Origin of the sequence: Bacteroides reticulotermitis JCM 10512, assembly GCF_000517545.1 — a bacterium.
Classification (GTDB): Bacteria; Bacteroidota; Bacteroidia; order Bacteroidales; family Bacteroidaceae; genus Bacteroides; species Bacteroides reticulotermitis.
Genome location: NZ_BAIV01000014.1, coordinates 15,409 through 34,778, shown reverse-complemented (window position 1 = coordinate 34,778; position 19,370 = coordinate 15,409). Strand labels below are relative to the sequence as shown.

The 19,370-nt window shown below is 42.0% G+C and carries 15 protein-coding genes and 2 pseudogenes; 8 read left to right on the top strand and 9 right to left on the bottom strand.

Annotation, left to right across the window (positions count from 1 at the left end; all coding sequences use genetic code 11):
- Positions 1–95: 95 nt before the first annotated feature.
- Positions 96–2,277 (top strand): annotated as a pseudogene (locus JCM10512_RS09780) (alpha-galactosidase).
- A gap of 7 nt (positions 2,278–2,284) precedes the next feature.
- Here the strand turns inward: JCM10512_RS09780 and JCM10512_RS09775 are convergent.
- Entirely contained in the window at positions 2,285–3,181 is an 897-nt protein-coding gene (locus JCM10512_RS09775; RefSeq protein WP_044162738.1) for an AraC family transcriptional regulator, read from the bottom strand.
- A gap of 160 nt (positions 3,182–3,341) precedes the next feature.
- Here JCM10512_RS09775 and JCM10512_RS09770 point away from each other — a divergent pair.
- From JCM10512_RS09770 to JCM10512_RS09750, 5 genes and pseudogenes are all read left to right on the top strand, one after another.
- Positions 3,342–4,603: pseudogene (locus tag JCM10512_RS09770) on the top strand (TolC family protein).
- 13 nt (positions 4,604–4,616) lie between these two features.
- A complete protein-coding gene (locus JCM10512_RS09765; RefSeq protein WP_044162736.1) occupies positions 4,617–5,522 on the top strand; it encodes an HlyD family secretion protein in 906 nt (301 codons plus the stop codon).
- Positions 5,510–6,982, top strand: a complete 1,473-nt coding sequence (locus JCM10512_RS09760) for an ATP-binding cassette domain-containing protein (RefSeq protein ID WP_044162584.1) — start codon at positions 5,510–5,512, stop codon at positions 6,980–6,982. The genes JCM10512_RS09765 and JCM10512_RS09760 overlap by 13 nt, the downstream gene beginning before the upstream one ends.
- Positions 6,983–6,984: 2 nt before the next feature.
- Positions 6,985–8,088, top strand: coding sequence for an ABC transporter permease (locus JCM10512_RS09755; protein ID WP_044162582.1), 1,104 nt, complete (start codon positions 6,985–6,987; stop codon positions 8,086–8,088).
- On the top strand, positions 8,085–9,194 hold the full coding sequence (locus JCM10512_RS09750) for an ABC transporter permease (protein WP_044162580.1): 1,110 nt from the start codon (positions 8,085–8,087) through the stop codon (positions 9,192–9,194). Before JCM10512_RS09755 ends, JCM10512_RS09750 begins: the two co-directional genes overlap by 4 nt.
- Positions 9,195–9,294: 100 nt before the next feature.
- On the opposite strand, the gene JCM10512_RS09745 is transcribed toward JCM10512_RS09750, so the two are convergent.
- The 6 genes from JCM10512_RS09745 to JCM10512_RS09720 all read right to left on the bottom strand — a co-directional run bounded on the left by JCM10512_RS09745 (position 9,295) and on the right by JCM10512_RS09720 (position 13,684).
- Complete coding sequence (locus JCM10512_RS09745) at positions 9,295–9,723, bottom strand: Hsp20/alpha crystallin family protein (RefSeq protein WP_148298347.1); 429 nt, start codon at positions 9,721–9,723, stop codon at positions 9,295–9,297.
- A 267-nt stretch (positions 9,724–9,990) separates the two neighbouring features.
- Positions 9,991–10,467, bottom strand: coding sequence for an alanyl-tRNA editing protein (locus JCM10512_RS09740; protein ID WP_044162578.1), 477 nt, complete (start codon positions 10,465–10,467; stop codon positions 9,991–9,993).
- Between the two features lie 127 nt (positions 10,468–10,594).
- A complete protein-coding gene (locus JCM10512_RS09735; RefSeq protein ID WP_044162576.1) occupies positions 10,595–11,083 on the bottom strand; it encodes a GNAT family N-acetyltransferase in 489 nt (162 codons plus the stop codon).
- Positions 11,084–11,116: 33 nt separating this feature from the next.
- On the bottom strand, positions 11,117–11,764 hold the full coding sequence (locus tag JCM10512_RS09730) for a SanA/YdcF family protein (RefSeq protein ID WP_044162574.1): 648 nt from the start codon (positions 11,762–11,764) through the stop codon (positions 11,117–11,119).
- A complete protein-coding gene (locus tag JCM10512_RS09725; protein WP_044162732.1) occupies positions 11,761–12,432 on the bottom strand; it encodes a DUF4919 domain-containing protein in 672 nt (223 codons plus the stop codon). Before JCM10512_RS09725 ends, JCM10512_RS09730 begins: the two co-directional genes overlap by 4 nt.
- A 493-nt stretch (positions 12,433–12,925) precedes the next feature.
- Positions 12,926–13,684: a NigD1/NigD2 family lipoprotein gene (locus tag JCM10512_RS09720; protein ID WP_044162572.1), complete on the bottom strand. Its 759-nt coding sequence runs from the start codon at positions 13,682–13,684 to the stop codon at positions 12,926–12,928.
- Between the two features lie 328 nt (positions 13,685–14,012).
- Here JCM10512_RS09720 and JCM10512_RS09715 point away from each other — a divergent pair, with 328 nt between their 5' ends.
- Positions 14,013–14,675, top strand: coding sequence for a DUF4840 domain-containing protein (locus JCM10512_RS09715; protein WP_044162570.1), 663 nt, complete (start codon positions 14,013–14,015; stop codon positions 14,673–14,675).
- 183 nt (positions 14,676–14,858) lie between these two features.
- Here the strand turns inward: JCM10512_RS09715 and JCM10512_RS09710 are convergent, their stop codons facing one another.
- Positions 14,859–15,977, bottom strand: coding sequence for a glycoside hydrolase family protein (locus JCM10512_RS09710; RefSeq protein WP_044162730.1), 1,119 nt, complete (start codon positions 15,975–15,977; stop codon positions 14,859–14,861).
- 135 nt (positions 15,978–16,112) lie between these two features.
- Entirely contained in the window at positions 16,113–16,526 is a 414-nt protein-coding gene (locus JCM10512_RS09705; protein WP_044162569.1) for a hypothetical protein, read from the bottom strand.
- Positions 16,527–17,603: 1,077 nt separating this feature from the next.
- On the opposite strand from JCM10512_RS09705, the gene JCM10512_RS09700 reads away from it, so the two are divergent.
- Entirely contained in the window at positions 17,604–19,241 is a 1,638-nt protein-coding gene (locus JCM10512_RS09700; protein ID WP_044162567.1) for a carboxypeptidase-like regulatory domain-containing protein, read from the top strand.
- Positions 19,242–19,370: the final 129 nt, after the last annotated feature.

Genomic DNA, 19,370 nt, shown 5'->3' with positions numbered 1-19,370 from the left:
TTTGTATTTCAAGGTTGGAAATGATACATTCAGGCTTTTGTTTTTTCTATTTAATCTTTATTTTAGCCTACCGAATTCTTAAATTATAATGGATTATGAAGAAACTACTTTTGTTAGCCTTTTGCTTATCGACTACTTTCCCCCTTTTCGCTTGGGAAAAGGAGGTTCTGATTTCTACTGCAAATACCTCTTTACTACTGTCCGCACCGAATAAGGGCGAGTTGAAGTTTATCTACTACGGAGATAAGATAAAACCGGAACAAATCGGTTCGATCATGGAGGCGAGTCTGCCAGATACTCGTTCGGCTTATCCCGTTTTTGGCGTTGAATGTACGGCAGAAGCCGCTTTGCAGGTGCAACATGGAGATGGAAATATGTCCTTAGATCTCGTCGTTACAGGTGTTCAGACCAAAGAAGAACCCGAATTTAGCCTGACTCAAATAACAACATGCGACAAGGTATATCCTTTCGAGGTGAAAATGATGTATAAAGCCTATCGAAACTCCGATATAATTGAGACTTGGACCGAAATATCTCATACCGAGAAGAAAGAAGTCAAGTTGCAACAGTTCGCTTCGGCTTATCTGCCGGTGCGCAAGAACGATGTTTGGATCTCTCATCTCTATGGTACTTGGGCAAATGAAAGTAAGGTTGTGGCCGAACCGCTGCTTCCGGGTATGAAAGTAATCAAGAATAAGGATGGAGTCCGTAATTCGCATACAAGCCATGCCGAGGTGATGATCTCATTGGATGGTAAACCACAGGAGGCGTATGGACGGGTTATTGGAGCCGCTCTTTGTTGGGGAGGAAACTTTAGCTTGCGTTTTGATACGGATGATACGAACTATCATTCGTTCTTTGCCGGAATCAACGAAGATGCTTCCGCATATAGTCTGGCTCCTAAAGAAGTGTTTGTTACCCCTGAACTGGCGCTGACTTATAGTGATGAAGGCTTGGGTGGCGTAAGTCGTAACTTCCATCATTGGGCTCGAAATGGTAAGGTGCACGGTGGAAAGAAACAACGCGATGTCCTGTTGAATAGTTGGGAGGGAGTTTACTTCGACATCACCGAGCAAGGGATGGACCAGATGATGGGTGATATAGCGATATGGGTGGCGAACTTTTTGTGATGGACGACGGCTGGTTTGGCGATAAATATCCCCGCAAGAGCGACAACTCATCTTTAGGGGATTGGACGGTAGATACCCATAAACTTCCTCATGGCATAGACGGTCTGGTGAAGGCTGCTAAGAAACACGGTATTAAGTTCGGGATATGGTTGGAACCCGAAATGACAAACAACGTAAGCGAACTATATGAGAAGCATCCCGACTGGATCATCCGTCAGTCCAATCGCGAACCACGGCCAGGGCGAGGAGGAACTCAATTGGTGTTGGACGTATCGAATCCGAAAGTGCAGGATTTCATGTATCAGCTTGTCGATAAATTGATGACTGACAATCCGGATGTTGCCTACATTAAATGGGATGCGAACATGAACATCTCCAACTATGGTTCTTCGTATTTAACTGCCGATAAACAATCACATCTTTATATTGACTACCAACGTGGCTTGCGCCGGGTGATGGAGCGAATCCGGGCGAAGTATCCCGATTTAGTGATCCAAGCTTGTGCCAGCGGGGGTGGGCGTGCGAACTATGGAGTACTGCCCAACTTCGAAGAATTCTGGGTAAGTGATAACACTGAAGCCTTGCAGCGTATCTATATGCAGTGGGGGACTTCCTATTTCTTCCCCGCCGTCGCCATGGGAGCCCACGTCGGTTCGTCGCCTAATCATCAGACGGGACGTGCGTTACCTTTAAAACTTCGCTTTGATGTAGCAATGACCGGTCGCCTGGGGATGGAGATGCAACCTAAAAACATGACGGAAGAGGAGCGTGTCTTTGCCCGGAAAGCGATTGAGACTTATAAACAAATTCGTCCGGTTATTCAGCAAGGCGATTTGTATCGTCTTATTTCTCCCTACGATGATCTAGGAGTGGCTTCATTGATGTATATTACTCCTGAAAAGGAACGGGCCGTGTTTTTCGCTTTCAAAACCATGCATTATCAGGGACAGATAATTCCCCGTTTCCGCATGGCCGGCTTAGAGACGAACAAGCAATATTGCCTGACTGAACTGAATGTAGAAGCAAAGATCCGCTTGCCGTAGAAGGGAAAGTGTTTAGTGGCGCTCTCCTAATGAATACGGGCATTGAACTTCCTTTGCCACGCGAATATGCTAGTCGTGTGTTAGAACTGGTGGAAGTCAGATAGTATTTTATTAGCTTCGCTGATAAGCTTGTGGCGTCATTCCCGTCTTTCTTTTGAAGTATTTGCAGAAGAAGGACGGGTTGGGGAAATTCAGCTCATCAGCTATTTGATAGATCAGCAGATTACTGCATTTCAACATCACTTTAGCTTCTTGTATCACCGATTGATCGATCCAGTCCATAACGGTTTGCTGGCTGTTTTGTCGGATGACGGTATTTAGATAACGGGGAGTGAGGCAAAGCTTGTCGGCGTAAAAGCCAACCGTACGCTCTGTCTTGCTATATATATTGACTAATGAGATAAAGCGTTGGAAAATGTCTTGCTGCCTCGTCAAGTGTTCATCGTAGACTTGCTGGTGGTTAGCTTTAATAAAGTATTCGATGTTATACAGTAAACTCACCAGCAAATGCTGGATTACCTCTCTTCGGAATATCTTCTCTTGCATAATTTTCCACATCAGCAGGTAGAACTCTTCGATCTGTTGATGTTCCTCATCCGATAAGTAGATTAATAGGAGGCGTTTGTGGTTCAGGAGGTGGGTCAAAAAGTCCTCTTTACTTTGTATCGGAAGGAAGTCAGCGTGTATAGCCATCATTTGTGCATCGAAATCAGCCGACATTTCATTCATTTGGATAATCGAATTAGGAGCAACCAAGGCAATCATGCCCTTTTGATACGTATATTCTATCAAATTGATGGAGACACGTGCCGTACCTCTTTGTATAAATGCAATACGCCCTTCTTTGATTCGATAAGGCTGTCCGAATTTTAACAAGAAGGGTTCTAGATGGGTGATGCTATTCACGAAACCAAAATTAGAGGTAATGAAGCGAAACTCACTGTGTGGGTCGATAATCTTTTCCTCTATGTTCTTGAGTCCAAAGTCTAAAGGTTCTTTTTGTTCCATTTTTGTCCACTTTTCCCGCAAATATAATAATTTTGGGATATGCTTCGGGATTTTTTCTTATAAATCGAACTAATGGAACATAATAACCAACTTGTGGACTGTGGAAATATACTCCAAACGCTTACCTTTGCCTATAGAATAATAGTTAGAAGATAGATATATGAAAAGAATGATTTTCAGTCTCTTTTGGTTGTGTTCCGTTACAGGAATGTACGGACAGATTACATTGAAAGAGTGTCAGCGGAAAACGCAGGAAAACTATCCCTTGGTACGTCAATACGGACTGATTGAGAAGACAAAGGAGTATAGTCTGGCTAATGCTGCCAAGGGCTATTTACCTCAGTTTGCTCTTTCGGCTAAAGCTTCGTACCAGAGTGATGTAACGGAAATTCCGATCAAAATGGCAGGGATCGATATCAAAGGATTGCCCAAAGATCAATATCAGGTTCTATTAGAACTGCAACAGAACATTTGGGATGGCGGAGGAATCCGGATGAAGAAGAAGCAAACCGAGGCGAATGCGGAAGTAGATAAAGAAAAGCTGAATGTAGATATGTACGCACTTAATGAGCGGGTGAACGATCTGTATTTCGGAATCTTGCTACTTGGCGAACAATTGGAACAAAACGCGTTGCTTCAGGAAGACCTGGCGCGGAGCTTCCGACAGATAACGGCTTATGTAGAAAATGGTATTGCCAATCAGGCCGACTTGGATGCTGTAAAGGTGGAAGAACTGAATACACGGCAAAAACGTGTGGAGCTTGCTTCGCTTCGCCTAGCCTATATGCAGATGCTTTCGTTGTTGGTAGGCGAGAAGTTGCCCGATGAAGCTGTTCTTGAAAAACCTTACGGGAAGAAACTGTTTCGGCAGCCAGTGAAATACGCCGGCCGGAACTGACTTGGTTCGATGTACAGAAAACAAGTTTGCAGGTACGCGAGAAAGCACTCGATGTAGGCTATATGCCCCATTTCGGACTCTTTGTTCAGGGAGCTTACGGCAACCCGGGCTTGAATATGTTGAAAGATAAGTTTGCTCCTTATTATATAGCAGGTGTTCGTTTGTCGTGGAACTTCGGAAGTCTGTATACGCTCAAAAACGACCGGCGGGTTATAGAAAACAGCCGTCGTCAGTTAGATAGCAACCGGGATGTATTTCTTTTCAATACACGTTTGCAAATGACACAGCAGGATCATGCCATCCGTTCGATGGAGAAACAGATGCAAGACGATGACGAAATAATTCGTTTGCGGAGTAATATTCGTAAAGCCGCCGAAGCTAAGGTTGCCAACGGAACCTTAACGGTGACCGAAATGCTGCGGGAAATAACCAACGAAAGCCTGTCCAAGCAAACGAAAGCCTTGCATGAGATCCAATTACTGATGAATATTTATCAACTGAAATATACTACAAACCATGAATAAGAAGAATTGCCTTATGAAACAAACGATATACAATGTAGGGGTCGGAGGTATGTTATTGCTTTTGGCTTCCTGTGGAAACGGATTACCCGTTTATGATGCGACCGGTACGTTTGAAAGTACGGAAGTAACGGTTTCGGCCGAGGCATCCGGCAAGCTACTTCATTTGAATCTGGAAGAAGGTACCCGGTTGCAAGTGGGCGAGGAGGTAGGGCTTATCGATACCGTTCAGCTCTACTTAACGAAGATGCAGTTGGGAGCAAGTTTGAAGTCAGTGGAAAGTCAACGGCCGGATTTGGCGAAACAGATTGCAGCTACTAAACAACAGATTGCCACAGCACAGCGAGAGAAGCGCAGAGTGCAGAATCTATTGGAAGCAGGAGCCGCTAACCGCAAACAGTTGGACGATTGGGATGCCCAGATCGCGCTGCTCGAACGTGAGCTTACTGCCCAGACATCATCTCTTATGAATAGTACGAACAGCCTGACCGAACAAGGGAAATCGGTGATTGTGCAGGTCGCTCAAGTAGAAGATCAGTTGAGCAAATGCCATGTTCAGTCGCCTATAAACGGAACCGTGCTGGCTAAATATACCGAAGCGGGCGAATTGGCTTCGGTTGGCAAACCTCTGTTTAAGGTAGCCGACATTGACCGCATGTACTTGCGTGCCTATATCACTTCGGAACAGTTGGCTCATGTGAAGTTGGGCGACCAAGTAACGGTTTACTCCGACTATGGAGCTGCCGAACAAAAAGCGTATGAAGGTGCGGTTACCTGGATATCCGACCGATCGGAATTTACGCCCAAAACGATTCTGACAAAAGACGAACGGGCTAATTTGGTGTATGCCGTCAAAATAGCGGTGAAGAATGACGGCTATCTGAAAATAGGTATGTACGGAGGAGCGAAATGGAAGAAGTAGACACGCTCGTTGTAGCGACCAATATCAGTAAAACTTACGGTAAGGTAGAAGCTTTGAAAGGCGTCTCCTTTACGGTGAATCGGGGAGAAATCTTCGGACTGATAGGACCCGACGGCGCCGGCAAGAGTACCATGTTTCGCATCTTGACCACCTTACTACTGGCGGATAGCGGAGCGGCTACGGTTGGCGGGTTGGATGTGGTGAAAGACTACAAACAAATACGCCGGCAGATTGGGTATATGCCGGGGAAATTTTCTCTTTACCAAGATCTTACGGTGGAAGAGAACCTGGAATTCTTCGCGACCGTATTTCATACTACCATTCAAGAAAACTACGATTTGATAAAAGATATCTATCAGCAGATAGAACCTTTTAAGAAACGGCGGGCAGGTGCCCTGTCGGGTGGCATGAAACAGAAGTTGGCTTTGAGTTGTGCGCTGATTCATAAACCCGAAATCTTGTTTCTCGATGAGCCAACTACCGGAGTCGATCCTGTTTCGCGTAAAGAGTTCTGGCAGATGTTGCAAAACTTGCGTCAGCAGGGAATTACCATCATTGTATCGACCCCCATCATGGACGAAGCTCGCCAGTGCGACCGGATCGCTTTTATCAACAACGGGCAGATTCATGGAATTGATGTTCCCGAAGAGATATTGAATCGTTTTGCCGATATCCTCTGTCCGCCTTCTTTGGCGCGTGAAGAGGGGAAGGGCGAAGGGACAACTCCGGTGATTGAAGTGGAAGGATTGACGAAGTGCTTTGGCTCGTTTACGGCCGTAGATCATATCTCTTTCCAAGTGAAACGTGGAGAAATATTTGGTTTTCTTGGGGCTAATGGCGCGGGGAAGACTACGGCTATGCGGATGTTGTGCGGATTGAGCAAACCGACTTCGGGGGTTGGAAAGATCGGCGGATTCGATATTTGCAAAGATGCGGAGCAGGTGAAGAAACATATTGGCTATATGAGCCAGAAGTTTTCTTTGTACGAGGATTTGAAAGTGTGGGAGAATATCCGCTTGTTCGCCGGTATTTATGGAATGAAGGAGAAAGATATTGCCGAGAAAACGGATAAATTGCTGGAACGTCTCGGCCTTACCGCCGAACGAAACACTTTGGTGAAGAGTCTTCCATTAGGATGGAAACAGAAACTGGCTTTCTCGGTTTCTATATTTCATGAGCCTAAGATCGTCTTTCTCGATGAGCCTACAGGAGGTGTAGAACCTGCTACCCGACGACAGTTCTGGGAGTTGATCTATCAGGCTGCCGATCGTGGGATTACCATATTTGTAACTACCCACTATATGGATGAAGCGGAGTACTGCAACCGCATTTCCATCATGGTAGATGGACAAATCAAAGCACTCGATACGCCCGATAATCTAAAGAGGCAGTTCGGCGTGTCGACCATGGATGATGTTTTCCAACAACTGGCCCGCGATGCGGTGCGTAAAGCTGACTGAAAATGAAACAATTTATCGCGTTCGTAAAGAAAGAGTTTTATCACATCTTCCGCGATCGGCGGACGATGCTGATCTTATTGGGAATGCCGGTGGTACAAATTATTCTGTTCGGCTTTGCCATTACGACTGAAGTCCGGAATGTGCGGATGGGCGTGCTCGATCCGTCCAACGATGAGATCACACGAAAGATTATAGATCGTTTGGATGCCAGTGAGTATTTTAATGTAACCAGCCTGTATCACACACCGAAGGAAGTGGAAAAGGCCTTTGGTAAGGGAGATATTGATATGGCAATTGTGTTTACCGATCGCTTCACCGACCGTTTGTATACCGGAGAAGCTTGCGTACAGCTGATTGCCGATGCCACTGACCCCAACATGGCTACTACCCAAACCAATTACGCTTCGGGTGTAATTGCCGCAGCCGGCAAAGAACTCTTGCCACCGGGAATAAATACGGCTGGATTGACACCGGATATTAAATTGCTGTACAATCCGCAAATGAAGAGTGCTTATAATTTTGTACCGGGTGTGATGGGGCTTATCTTGATGTTGATCTGTGCGATGATGACTTCCATCTCGATTGTACGTGAAAAGGAAACGGGTACAATGGAAGTGCTGTTGGTATCGCCAATGAAGCCATTATTCATCATTCTGGCTAAGGCTGTGCCCTACTTTGTGCTTTCCTTTGTCAACCTGATAACTATCTTATTACTTTCGGTTTTTGTGCTGAATGTTCCGATTGCAGGAAGTTTGTTTTGGTTGGTTGTCGTGTCTTTATTGTTCATTTTCGTTTCGCTGGCGTTGGGCTTGTTATTCTCGTCCATAACGCGTACGCAGGTGGCGGCTATGCTTGCTTCGGGATTGGTCTTGCTTATGCCTACCATGATTTTGTCGGGAATGATTTTCCCCATCGAAAGCATGCCGTTGTTTCTGCAATGGATTTCGGACATAATACCGGCACGCTGGTATATTCAGGCCATTCGTAAATTGATGATCGAAGGAGTTTCGGTAGTCTTTGTTGTAAAGGAAATCGGGATTCTGAGTCTCATGGCGGTTGTATTGATTACGATTAGTTTTAAGAAATTTAAGCATAGGTTAGCATGATAAAGTTCCTGATTGAAAAAGAGTTTAAGCAATTACTTCGCAACTCGTTCTTGCCGAAGCTGATTCTGATATTTCCATGCATGATCATGCTGTTGATGCCTTGGGCTGTAAATATGGAGATCAAAAACGTCCGGTTGAATATTGTGGATAATGATCATTCTACCATATCGACAAGATTGGTGGAGAAAATCGCCTCTTCCAGCTACTTCCACCTGGTGGAATTGCCGTCTTCGTATCAGGGAGCTTTAGCTAATATTGAGTCTGGGGATGCGGATATTGTTATGGAGATTCCGCAAGACTTGGAACGCGACTGGACAAATGGTGAGCAAGCGCATATCTTGATTGCCGCCAATGCTACAAATGGCACAAAGGGAGGGTTGGGAAGTTCTTATCTGGCTACCATTGTGAACAACTATTCCCAAGAACTTCGTAGCGAGCATCCCGTTAACGCAACAGGTGTATATCCATCGATTAGCCTGAACACGCAGAACTTGTTTAACCCCGATCTGAACTATAAACTGTATATGATTCCGGCATTGATGGTTATGTTGCTGACCTTGATTTGCGGTTTTCTTCCTGCCCTGAACGTGGTGAGTGAAAAAGAAATCGGAACCATCGAACAGATTAATGTAACGCCTGTTCCTAAGTTTACCTTTATTCTGGCTAAATTGTTGCCGTATTGGTTGGTGGGTTTTGTTGTACTGACGTTAGCCTTTGCTTGGGCATGGGCACTTTACGGCATTGTTCCTGTGGGACATTTCGGTGTGATTTACTTCTTTGCCATTTTCTTTGTGTTGACTATGTCCGGATTGGGCTTGGTGATCTCGAATTATTCGGCCACGATGCAGCAAGCCATGTTCGTCATGTGGTTCTTCATGATGATTCTTATGCTGATGAGCGGACTCTTTACGCCTGACAGAAGTATGCCCGGCTGGGCACAGGTGATTACTGACTTCAACCCCTTGAAGTATTTCATGGAAGTGTTGCGTATGGTGTACCTCAAAGGAAGTGGTATTGCCGATTTACTGCCCCAATTGGGCGTTTTACTTCTATTTACTTTCACAGCCAATGTATGGGCGGTGTTGAGTTACCGGAAGAATCATTGATTGGCGCAGTTAGTGATGACAAATAAAAGCCGCTCTTCCATAATGGAAAGAGCGGCTTTCTAATTCTATCTCACCCCATTGGCGGGTAGTAAATGTTGGTTTACTTAATTTCAATCTGCTTTTGAGCTTTTTTTACTTCTTCTTCAGATCGTTTGGGTAATGTAATGTTCAAAACGCCATTGTCTACAGCAGCGGCTATTTTCTCTTTTTCCACATTCTCCGGTAAAATCATGGTTTGCTGGAACTTCGAGTAAGAGAATTCACGACGCAGATAGCGTCCGTCTTTTTTCTCTTCCTTGTTTTCGGTCTTCTTCTCCATGCTAATCACGAGGTTGTTGTCTTCATCAATGCGCACATTGAAGTCATCCTTCGTCATTCCCGGAGCTGCCAATTCGAGTTTGTATTCGTTTTCAGTTTCAAATACATTAATGGCAGGTGCGGTTGCATTTGCTTTTACCATCCAATCGTTATCAAAGAAATCATTAAAGATACTTGGTAACCAACTTTGAGTTCTTCTAACAGGCATCATAATTTAGTCTCCTATCTTTTAAGTTAAACATTCGATAAAATCGCGAACGACGGTTTTCTCAAACTTCCGGTGAAGGAAAGCGATGTTTCACTTTCGCCATCTGTTTTCGAACCGCTGTTCATTTAGTATAGCGCAAACTTTGTGCCAAGGGATTTTTAGATTTCGATTTGACTATTTGTCATTTTGGAGTGACAAATTTTCCTATTTTATGCCTTTTTGCTATTGATGCCTAACTTAAATGATAAGAGGGTGCGTTAAACTGATTATTTACTTCGCGCGAATCAGTTTGAATCTCAACCGTAGCGTTTGGCGGTTTTCATCATAATCGTAACTGAATATTTTGAAAGTACCGACTTCGGAGGTATTGGCAACGTGTGTTCCTATGCAGGCACAGGCGTCATAGTCGCCAATGCGGACAATGCGCAATGTTTCGCTGGCATCGTCGGGCAACTTACTCAGATCGACAATCTCTTTGGCCTGTTCGTGCGTCATGAACTCGATCGTTACCGGCAGATGTCGGCTTATCTCTTCGTTCACTTTATCTTCGATCTGCTGTATTTGCTCCGATGTAGGGCAGGAGCTGAGTTCGTAGTCGCATTTACTTTTCTTCCGTTCGATGTGCGCGTTACGCGAACGCGGGCATCCGAAGGCTCTGACCATAGTGGCGTTCAGCAGATGTTCCGCAGTGTGCATAGGCGAAATTGATAGATCCTGAAACTTGGGGCTTGCTTCGTTTATTTCCATGATGGGGCTTTTTGTGCAAAAATATATAATTGTTGGCTTAAAACAATCGAATGAGCGAACCTATTTGCGTGTGCTTCTCGAATACCCTGCTTGTTTCTTCCCATGGAACAGGTATTTCGACCGATTGTTATAAACTCTTTTGATAGGCAATACGAGGCGTACCGTTCGTAGTATAAATGATTCCACATTCTTTGAAACCATCTTTTGTCAAGGCACTTTGCATCACCACATTATCCTGATGCGTATCTACACGTATATTCCCGCAACACTTGAAGCACCATTCGATGCAATGGTGGAAAAGCCCTTTTTGCCGGCCGTTGGAAGCAATTCGGTGAAGTGTACCGTAGGGATTATCATTCAGCCATTTGCCATTCTCTATCTTGCGGTAGGTAGGATCTTCCCCGATGATGAAACAAAAGGTGCCCACTAGTTCACCTTGCTCATTCTCACAAACGAAACTATGGTTAGCGATTATTTCCTGTAACATGAACTCTTCGCTTGGGTATCCGTCAATCCATTGATTTGGGTTGCCGTTTTCCTGCATAAAAGCTCTGGCAAAATCATAAATCTCCATGATTCTCTTTAAATCAGTCTTTTCAGTGGGTCGGATATACATACTGTTTTTTATATGGTTTGATGAGAATTGTCGTTACTTCCCTTGCTTGCCTATGACAAAGTGTTCGCCCAGAAACCTCGGCTTTTTGCCTGTTGCCAGGTCAGCGAACATCTTTACGCGGGCAAAGAGTTCGCGTAGTTGGGTTTTGAAACCGGCATACGCGCTAACATCGTCGGCATTGAATCCGATGGCTTCTATACCGTTTCGTTCGGCAAGATAAATAGCGCGTTCGTTGTGGAACTTTTGAGATATGACGGTAAGCTTGTTTTGTCCAAAGACGAGCTTGGCTCTTACTACGGAATCCAGCGTTCGCAGTCCGGCATAATCGAGATAAATGGCTTGTAGAGGGACACCTTTGCGGATTAACGCTTGTTTCATCTCCTCGGGTTCGTTGTAATCGTCCCTTCGTTTGTCGCCACTTATCAAAATGTAATCGATCTTTCGCGCCTTATACAGATTGGCGGTTGCCTGAATGCGATAATCGAAATATAGATTGTTGTTGCCGTTCTTGAGTTTCGGTGAAGTGCCAAGCAATAACCCCACAGAATTGTGGGGCATTTCAGTCACCTGACTATACAGTTTTTGCACGGCATTCTTTTTAATCAGCCGGTTGCAAACAAGGATACTCACGATGCAAAGAAAGACAAAAGAGAGAAAGATATAAATTAGTTTTCGTTTCATTTCTTATTAAAAAGTTCGCTTGTGTAGTCGAGAGAGCGGCTGATGTCGAAATACAATTGGGTTCCCGGAAAGTATTCGCTGCTTTCAAACTCCATCAGGTCACAATTGTTTATCAGGGCTTGTGACTTTAGTTTTCCGACTCTAAAAAATATATACATTAGTTGATACTCATCAGCCACACAAATCACTTTAATAGCTGTTTCTTCAGATTTTCCATCACCGCTCAACGATATTGTAGTGAGTAAGGCCGCATATTGTTTGGCATATCCTCTTGTTTCGTTGGAATCTTTTTGAAGCATGCTCCCCAACTCGTACAAGTGATAGAGTAATTGCAAAGATACCGGATTACTCTTTAAATGTTCCTGAGCGGCACTGTAGGCTTCTTCGTACTTCTTTGCCTTTGTTAATTCAAAGAAATCGGAAAATGTATTCATACTTCCTTGATATGCAGACGTAAAAGAGTAGCCATAGTATACAGTTGCATAATCTTGACGCGTTAGTAAAGAGTCATTGGCTTGAAAACGCTGCATTAGTTCCTGGAACTCAGTAGGGTGAGTGGTTACATATTCTTTGATAGTGGGGTAGTCTATCTCCAACGTCTCCTGTGCAAAAACGGTATTGCTTAAGCAGAGAAACCCGATCAGAAAACACAAACTTAGTTTCTTCATGGTACTATCTTTTAAATGTAATATAAGCAAAAATACTTTATTTATTTGAAAAAACCAATAGTCCTGCGGTAAAATTTTCATCTTTTCAAGAGATAAGAAACCAAGCGGATTTATCCCCTCAAAACGTCTAGATAGATTCTAAAAAGATCGGGTTCTTTCAATACAACGATCTAGGTGAATTTAAAAAAGATCTAGATGATTTCTGAGACTCGCCCGTTCGTTAAATAAGAATTCTCTTGCATCTATTAATGTAATAACTTGCATTGAATGATGTAGTTACTTTCTTGAGTCATTTGTTAACGCATTTTTTTTGGATTTCATTATCTCGATTATGCTGTGTTGTAACTCTGGTGTCCGGATAACGTTTCTTGGGGCTGGAAAAACTTTCGGATGGTTGAAAATGAAATCCCATATTGATATAATAAAACTTCCCTGAACAATTCACACTTTAAACAAGCGGAGTCATCCAGGGAAGTCGTGGATCATGAGAAAATTATTTCATCTTAAAATTGCTTCTGACGGTTGTAATGGCGGAACTCTGAGGATTTACCGACCTTCGGGTACAATAATCAAATTCTACAGACTTTTCGCCGTTGAATGATTGCCATTTCAGTTTCAGTTTGACCGTTTTCCCTTTCGTATCGGGAAGTCCGTCTAGTTTGAAAGCAACCAACGCATCAGCTTTTTCTCCGTATATATCCCCGTATGCATGATGCCTGAATTCCACTTCGTAAGGATTCTCGGGGTCTTGTCCCAGTAACAAATTGACGAAGTGTGGCTTCCGGTTTCCTCCCCATAAGGTCCGAAAGCGAAGAGTCAGATAACCGTCTTCTGCAATCGTTACCCAATCTTTTACTATTTCTACGGGATCTGTACCATATACCTTGTCGTTGTCATCTCCCAGATCAGGAGCGATGGACTTGGTGAGGATGCTGTCAATCCAGTTTATTTGTATTGCTTTGTTGTATATTCCACTGGGCTTGTCCACTTCTTCATAATTGACTAGTGCTCGTACTTCTTTATCTCCGTATGGGGAAGCGGATAAATTTACCGGTAACAGGGTTGTACTGTCGTCCAACTGTAAGAAGAAGGTCTCGTCGATACTCGACTTTACCGTGACAAGTGCCTTGGGATATCTGTTGTAGTAATAATTGTTATTGTCATCATCGTCCAGACATGACTGTAAACCGATGGAACTGATAATTGCCGTTGCAGTTATCAGGGTTTTGTAAAAGAATGAACTACTTTTCATTATATACTTTTTTAGGTTAAATAATAATCTACTTATCACTTAAATGATTTTATTCCGAAAAGACTGCATCGTGAAGAGTTAAATATAGTAATATGCATACCGGGTGACTTACTGTTTATTATTCTTTTATTCGGTTGTGTTCAGAAAATGGTAGTATACATTCTCTTTTTATTTTAATTTATTATCAATGTATCTATTTGATTATTAGCAATGAAGCTTTTTTTAACATGAGCGATGTGCAGTAATTTCAAGATGCATCCGTTTTTTTAATGAAATCAGCTGATGAAATAATAACTATTTTTTTTACTAAATTTTTAAATTAAAGGAAATGAAAAAAGAATTTAAACTAAACCGTTTATTTGTATTCATGTTGGTACTTGGATGTTCTTTTAGCTTTACGGCTTGTAATGATGACGACGATCCTACTTGGGAAAAACCCGATGTGATTTCACCTGCTGCTATGTTCGGTGATTATACCGGAAAAATGAATATCCTCACTGTATCACCGACAGAAAGCGAAGGTCTGGAAGGAGAGGAAGAAACTCCGGCCGGCTTGGATATTTCAGCGAAAGTGAATAATGACACCGTTTATTTTGAGAACTTTCCGATAAAGGATATTGTGCTCTCTATTGTAAATGACGAAGAAACAGCTGATAAGATAATTGAGGCGGTGGGTAATGTAAAGTATAAAATTGGTTATACACCTACACTTACGGAAGCCAAAGACAGTGTGAAATTTGTGCTTGATCCGAAACCGTTGAAACTTGCTGTATCCATTCCGTCTGGAGACGAAGATGTAGAAGATCAGACTTTAAACATTGAAGTAAAAGTTTCTCAGTCAGAAGGCGGCAACTATGAATTGAAGACCACTAAGCTGAAATTCAAATTCAATGCAGAAAAAGTAATGTTGGATGAAGGCGAAGGTCAGGTCGATCTTCCGAATTTTACTCCGACAACTTTCGATTTACTAATGGAAAAAACTGAAAAATAATTGATTTATTGAATAAGTATTGTATTTAAAACAAAAGGGAGACCATTTGTGAAGAAAGACGGTTTCCCTTTGTTTATTTCAATAGTCATAAAACGCAGATGCTAATTCACCTAAAGCTCTGTAATGAGCAAGTCGGGACGATTTTGCTGCTAACTATTTCCTATTTGATTCTTGTTTAAGGCATTATTTAATGGGTATTACCATATTCCATGAATTGCTTGCATTTTCAAATCCGCCGGGCCCATCCATTGTAGCGAAAAAGGCATGGGTCATTTTTCCGTTTTCATCAAATAAGAGAAATGAGCGTTCCAATTGCCCTTGTTTTTCAACTTTTCCGTCTTCCCATTCTACGGTGAGTGAGTAGGATTTTGGATCTTTATTGACTGTCCAGTGAATACCATCTTCGGAGTATGCCATAACTCCTCCACCTCGTTCACCTGTGTATTTGCCTACCTGATCTTTGAATATAACATGGTATCCTCTTTTATCTTTCCATAGAAAAGGATCTTCTGCTTCGCCTTGTCCATCTATTTGGAATATAGGTTGATCATTATTTAGTACTGTGTACGGTCCTTCTATGGATGGAGCATAAGCTATGCCCAAAGCCATCTGGGAGTGTTTCCCATTCTGGGTATGCGCGCGTCCTTTAAAAATCATCATAACCGAACCGTCTTCCTGAATAATGGGAGAGGGATTGGATGTCAGATAACTATAGAAAGTATTGGCTTTCGTTTTTAAAATCGGTTCATCAAGTCGTTTCCATGGGCCGTAAGGCGAATCGGCTATGGCTAAACCGATACGTTTGCTCGAACGGGCTACGGTGCACCAAGGACTGCTTAGAGTCAATTCATCATAAGTAGGTTCCGCAAAAGGGTGAGTAGAGCCCATGTAGATAAGGTAATATTTATGGTTGTGCTTTAAAATCCGTGGATTATGAGTAGATCGTCCATCCCAGTATTGCGCACCTCGTGCCGGTAATGCTACGTCACTAAAATTATATGGACCTTGGGGAGTATCTGATACTGCATGCACAATTTCCGAAGCTACCATCCAGCCCGGATGAAAACGCAATGTTTTAGGAAATCGGGATACAAACATATGATATTTCCCATCACCTCCTTTTGTTACAGAACTTCCCCATACCCAGTAACCTTCAGATTGAAATGCGGGAGTGCGAATGGCTCTCTCTAAATGATGGAATAGCTCATTGGTGGAATTCTGTTTTAATTCTATCAGATTATTAATCTTTTGTGCATAAACTGTATTAGAAACCAAGATCAATAGTAAAAGGTATATTTTCATAATTAAATAGTTTAATGTATCCATATTGGATGTGACAAATGTAGAGAGATTTGGAGTTAGCTATGTGTGTGTGGAGTACATTTGAGCTGCTGTATGAATACAACGCGTCTTCTTTAAAGCTTTAATAGGAGGGAGTTACTCGACAACATATGGAAACTTTTCAGGTTGTATCTCAATAGAGGGATAGAAACGTTGGATTAAATCCTTAGAGGGGGATTTCAATTCAGATAATTCAACCGCTTTGTCTCCATACTTTAGATACTTAATATGGAAAGTTGAATCTAATTTTACTCTCCATTTAGAAAATAAACTAGCTTTAAATTTAGTCGATCCGGAAACGTCCTTTTTATAAGTAGTGAGTAGTAGCGTGTCTTTTTCCAAATTGAGTTCCAATTTCTGAATATAAGTAGCAGATTCTGTATTTGCGAGGAATAAAACACCATCATCCTTCTGATAGAATAGATTCACAAGCTGATCCTGTTTTTGATTGCACGAGAAACATAAACAAGAAAAAACGAATAATAATGCTATTACCTTGATTGTTTTCATAGATACTCGCTAGATTAAAGTTGTTTGTATTCTCAAATATAGATATAGTTCTCTGGACGCTCAACAATGTGGAGAATCTTTAGATAATTTTAAGAACCTAGAATTATATAATAAAGATGCGTTGAGAAAATAGTTATTTGTATTCAAAATCAGCAGAGTGATCAGCAACTGATGCGTGTGAGTGGTGTTACTTCATCTAGCCGTTACGAGCGTATAGGGCAAAAAAAAGGAGCAACGCCTTGCTCCAACCTTTGTTAACCTTAAATCTAATACTATGAAAAACACAGTGCAAAGATACGGACTTCTGCGAAATCTGCAAGTAATTACCCTTTAATAAGTGTTTTTATAACACTTATTAGTAAAAGAACCTATGCCCTTAACGCTTATTTGGGATCGTTCCTCTGAAAACCTGGATCCTGAAGTTATCTATTTACCCCCAATGGTGGAGAGTACCTCCACGAATAGATTTATAAAATGATGGACCTAATATCGGAGTGTACTCGAGCCGGATCACGCGATCCGGCTTCGCAAATTTGACGTGGCAACCGGAAAAGTCATAAATCCGACAAGATGAGGAACGTTCTCGTTTTCATAATAATAGATTAAGATTTTATGTAAATAAAGCTTTTCCTCACTTCAATCTAAGTAATCAAGAGGTTTTTTGTAGAAAGTAAACTTATCGAAGCGTTTTGAAAATAAAAGGTCCGATCATAACTCCCAAGCTCTTTCGAAAGTGCGTATGACTTATATAAATACATATTATAAGCGTAAACATATATGTATGTTTCATAACATGGCTGGTAAATAATAATTAAATATCTTTATTTCAATAGTTATACTTATATTTGTAAAAATAGGAAACGACAAAATAGATTGTTATAGAAAAGGGAAAAGTGCCCTGTGATTTCTTTGCTACTATGCACCTTGGGGAGGGCTTAACTGCCTTTATACATAAACTTTCCGTCTATTTTGATCTCGTTAAAAGTAATGAGCGCAAACTAATGTTTCAAGCTTTGCATCATACAGGTGGTGTAAATAAATACATTTATGAAGACTTAATTGAAAAATTGAATAGAGATGAATAAGAAAAAAGCGTTTTACTTCTGTTTTATACTCCTTCCTATCTGTTTTTCCGAACTATCGGTGTGGAAGTTGAATGCACAAACTGTAAAGCAAGACCTTCTCTCCGCCAGTGGAGTGATCAAGGACACCGAAAATCTTCCTATTTCTTTTGCTTCTGTAATCGTATTAACGACGAGTCAACCGGGAAAAGTTTTTCGGACAGCCGCTTGCGATACGTATGGAAAGTTCGAAATTCCCTTACCGAAAGGCAAATACAAGCTTAAGATAACTTGTGTAGGGTATAAAGAACAAATACGAAACATCGAACTTGACTCCGAACCGATCAAGTTGGGGCAGATTACGCTTAAAATAGATCAAATTCAGCTTGATGAAGTCACCATCCGGCCGTTAGTAGAGAAGAACGCCCGGGAAGTGATTTATAATATTACCGCTGATTCAACACGTGCTACATCGAGCATGTTGGATATATTGGGACGAGTACCTTTTTTATCGGTTATTGACGACCGGATCGTAGCTGAAAATGATCCACTGAAGAGTGTGATAGTACTTCGCAACGGACGTAAGGATGCACTCTTTTCCGGTGGAAGTTCACTGAACGAGGTATTGCGAAAGTTGCCTGCAATGGGGTTTACCAATGTTAAGATTCTGCTTGATAAACCTGAAAAGTATAAGGAATATGACTATGTGATAACGGTGACCCCGGATAAAACTCAGCGTTTGTTTGGAGCGGTTGGCGAATCACTCGCTTCCTTTCGTCTGGACAGAAACCTGAATCTTTCACAGCGAGTGACGGCAAGCTCAGACAAAACCCGAATAGCAAGCTCTATCGGATATTCATGGGATAAGCCTTTGCATACGGAAAATATCTCTTCCACGCAGGGAACGAATTATTCGTTGCTGGATAATGAGCGGGTCGAGAATAAAACGGATGCATATAGTGGTAATATAAATATTAGTCGTGACCTGTCGGCTAGAGACTTTCTCAGTGGTAGCTTTTCGGTTAGGAAGAGGGACAATTATACCGATAGATATGCTAAAACGGAGTTTCAATCGAATGAGCAGCCTGGTTCTTCGATAAATAACCGCACGTCTTCAAGTGTAAAAAACTGTATATGGGAGGGAGCATTGGCTTATCATCTGGATATAAAGCCAGATAAGAAGGAACTTAATGCGTCTTATGTCTTTAAAACTTCGCCAACGAATACCAGGCAGGACCAACTTCGGGAAAATACCGATACAGAGAACGCTGCATCTACACTAAAAGATACCCGTGAGCATGAATACAGCCATTATTTTTCGTTGATTTACACGGATAAGTTAACTCCTAAATTAACGCTTACCGGAAAGGGCTCTTGGTTGATGGCAAGTAACGATAGGGAAACACATAAGTATGATACCTCTTTCGAGGAAGAAATAGAAGACCTCAATGCTTATGATTATTTCAAACGCCCTATCAATCGTTTGGATGCCTTATTGGCTGTGTCATGGCTTGCTACCCGTAACATGAACCTGACTGCGGAAATAAATCCGGACTATATGCTCAATACATCCAAGGTTCAAATGATTTCCGGAACCGATGAAGCACTTTATTACAAACAACAAAAGAGTGTAGTTCGTTTTAATCTTTTATAAATCAGCGATTAAAAGTGTTTTTATAAAGATGCAGGTAACGATATAGTAGTGGAAGTTCAGCTACACATTGCATTGCTCTGCATAATTTCAAATATCTCTGTAACACAAAGGTAAGCAATGTTTTTGATG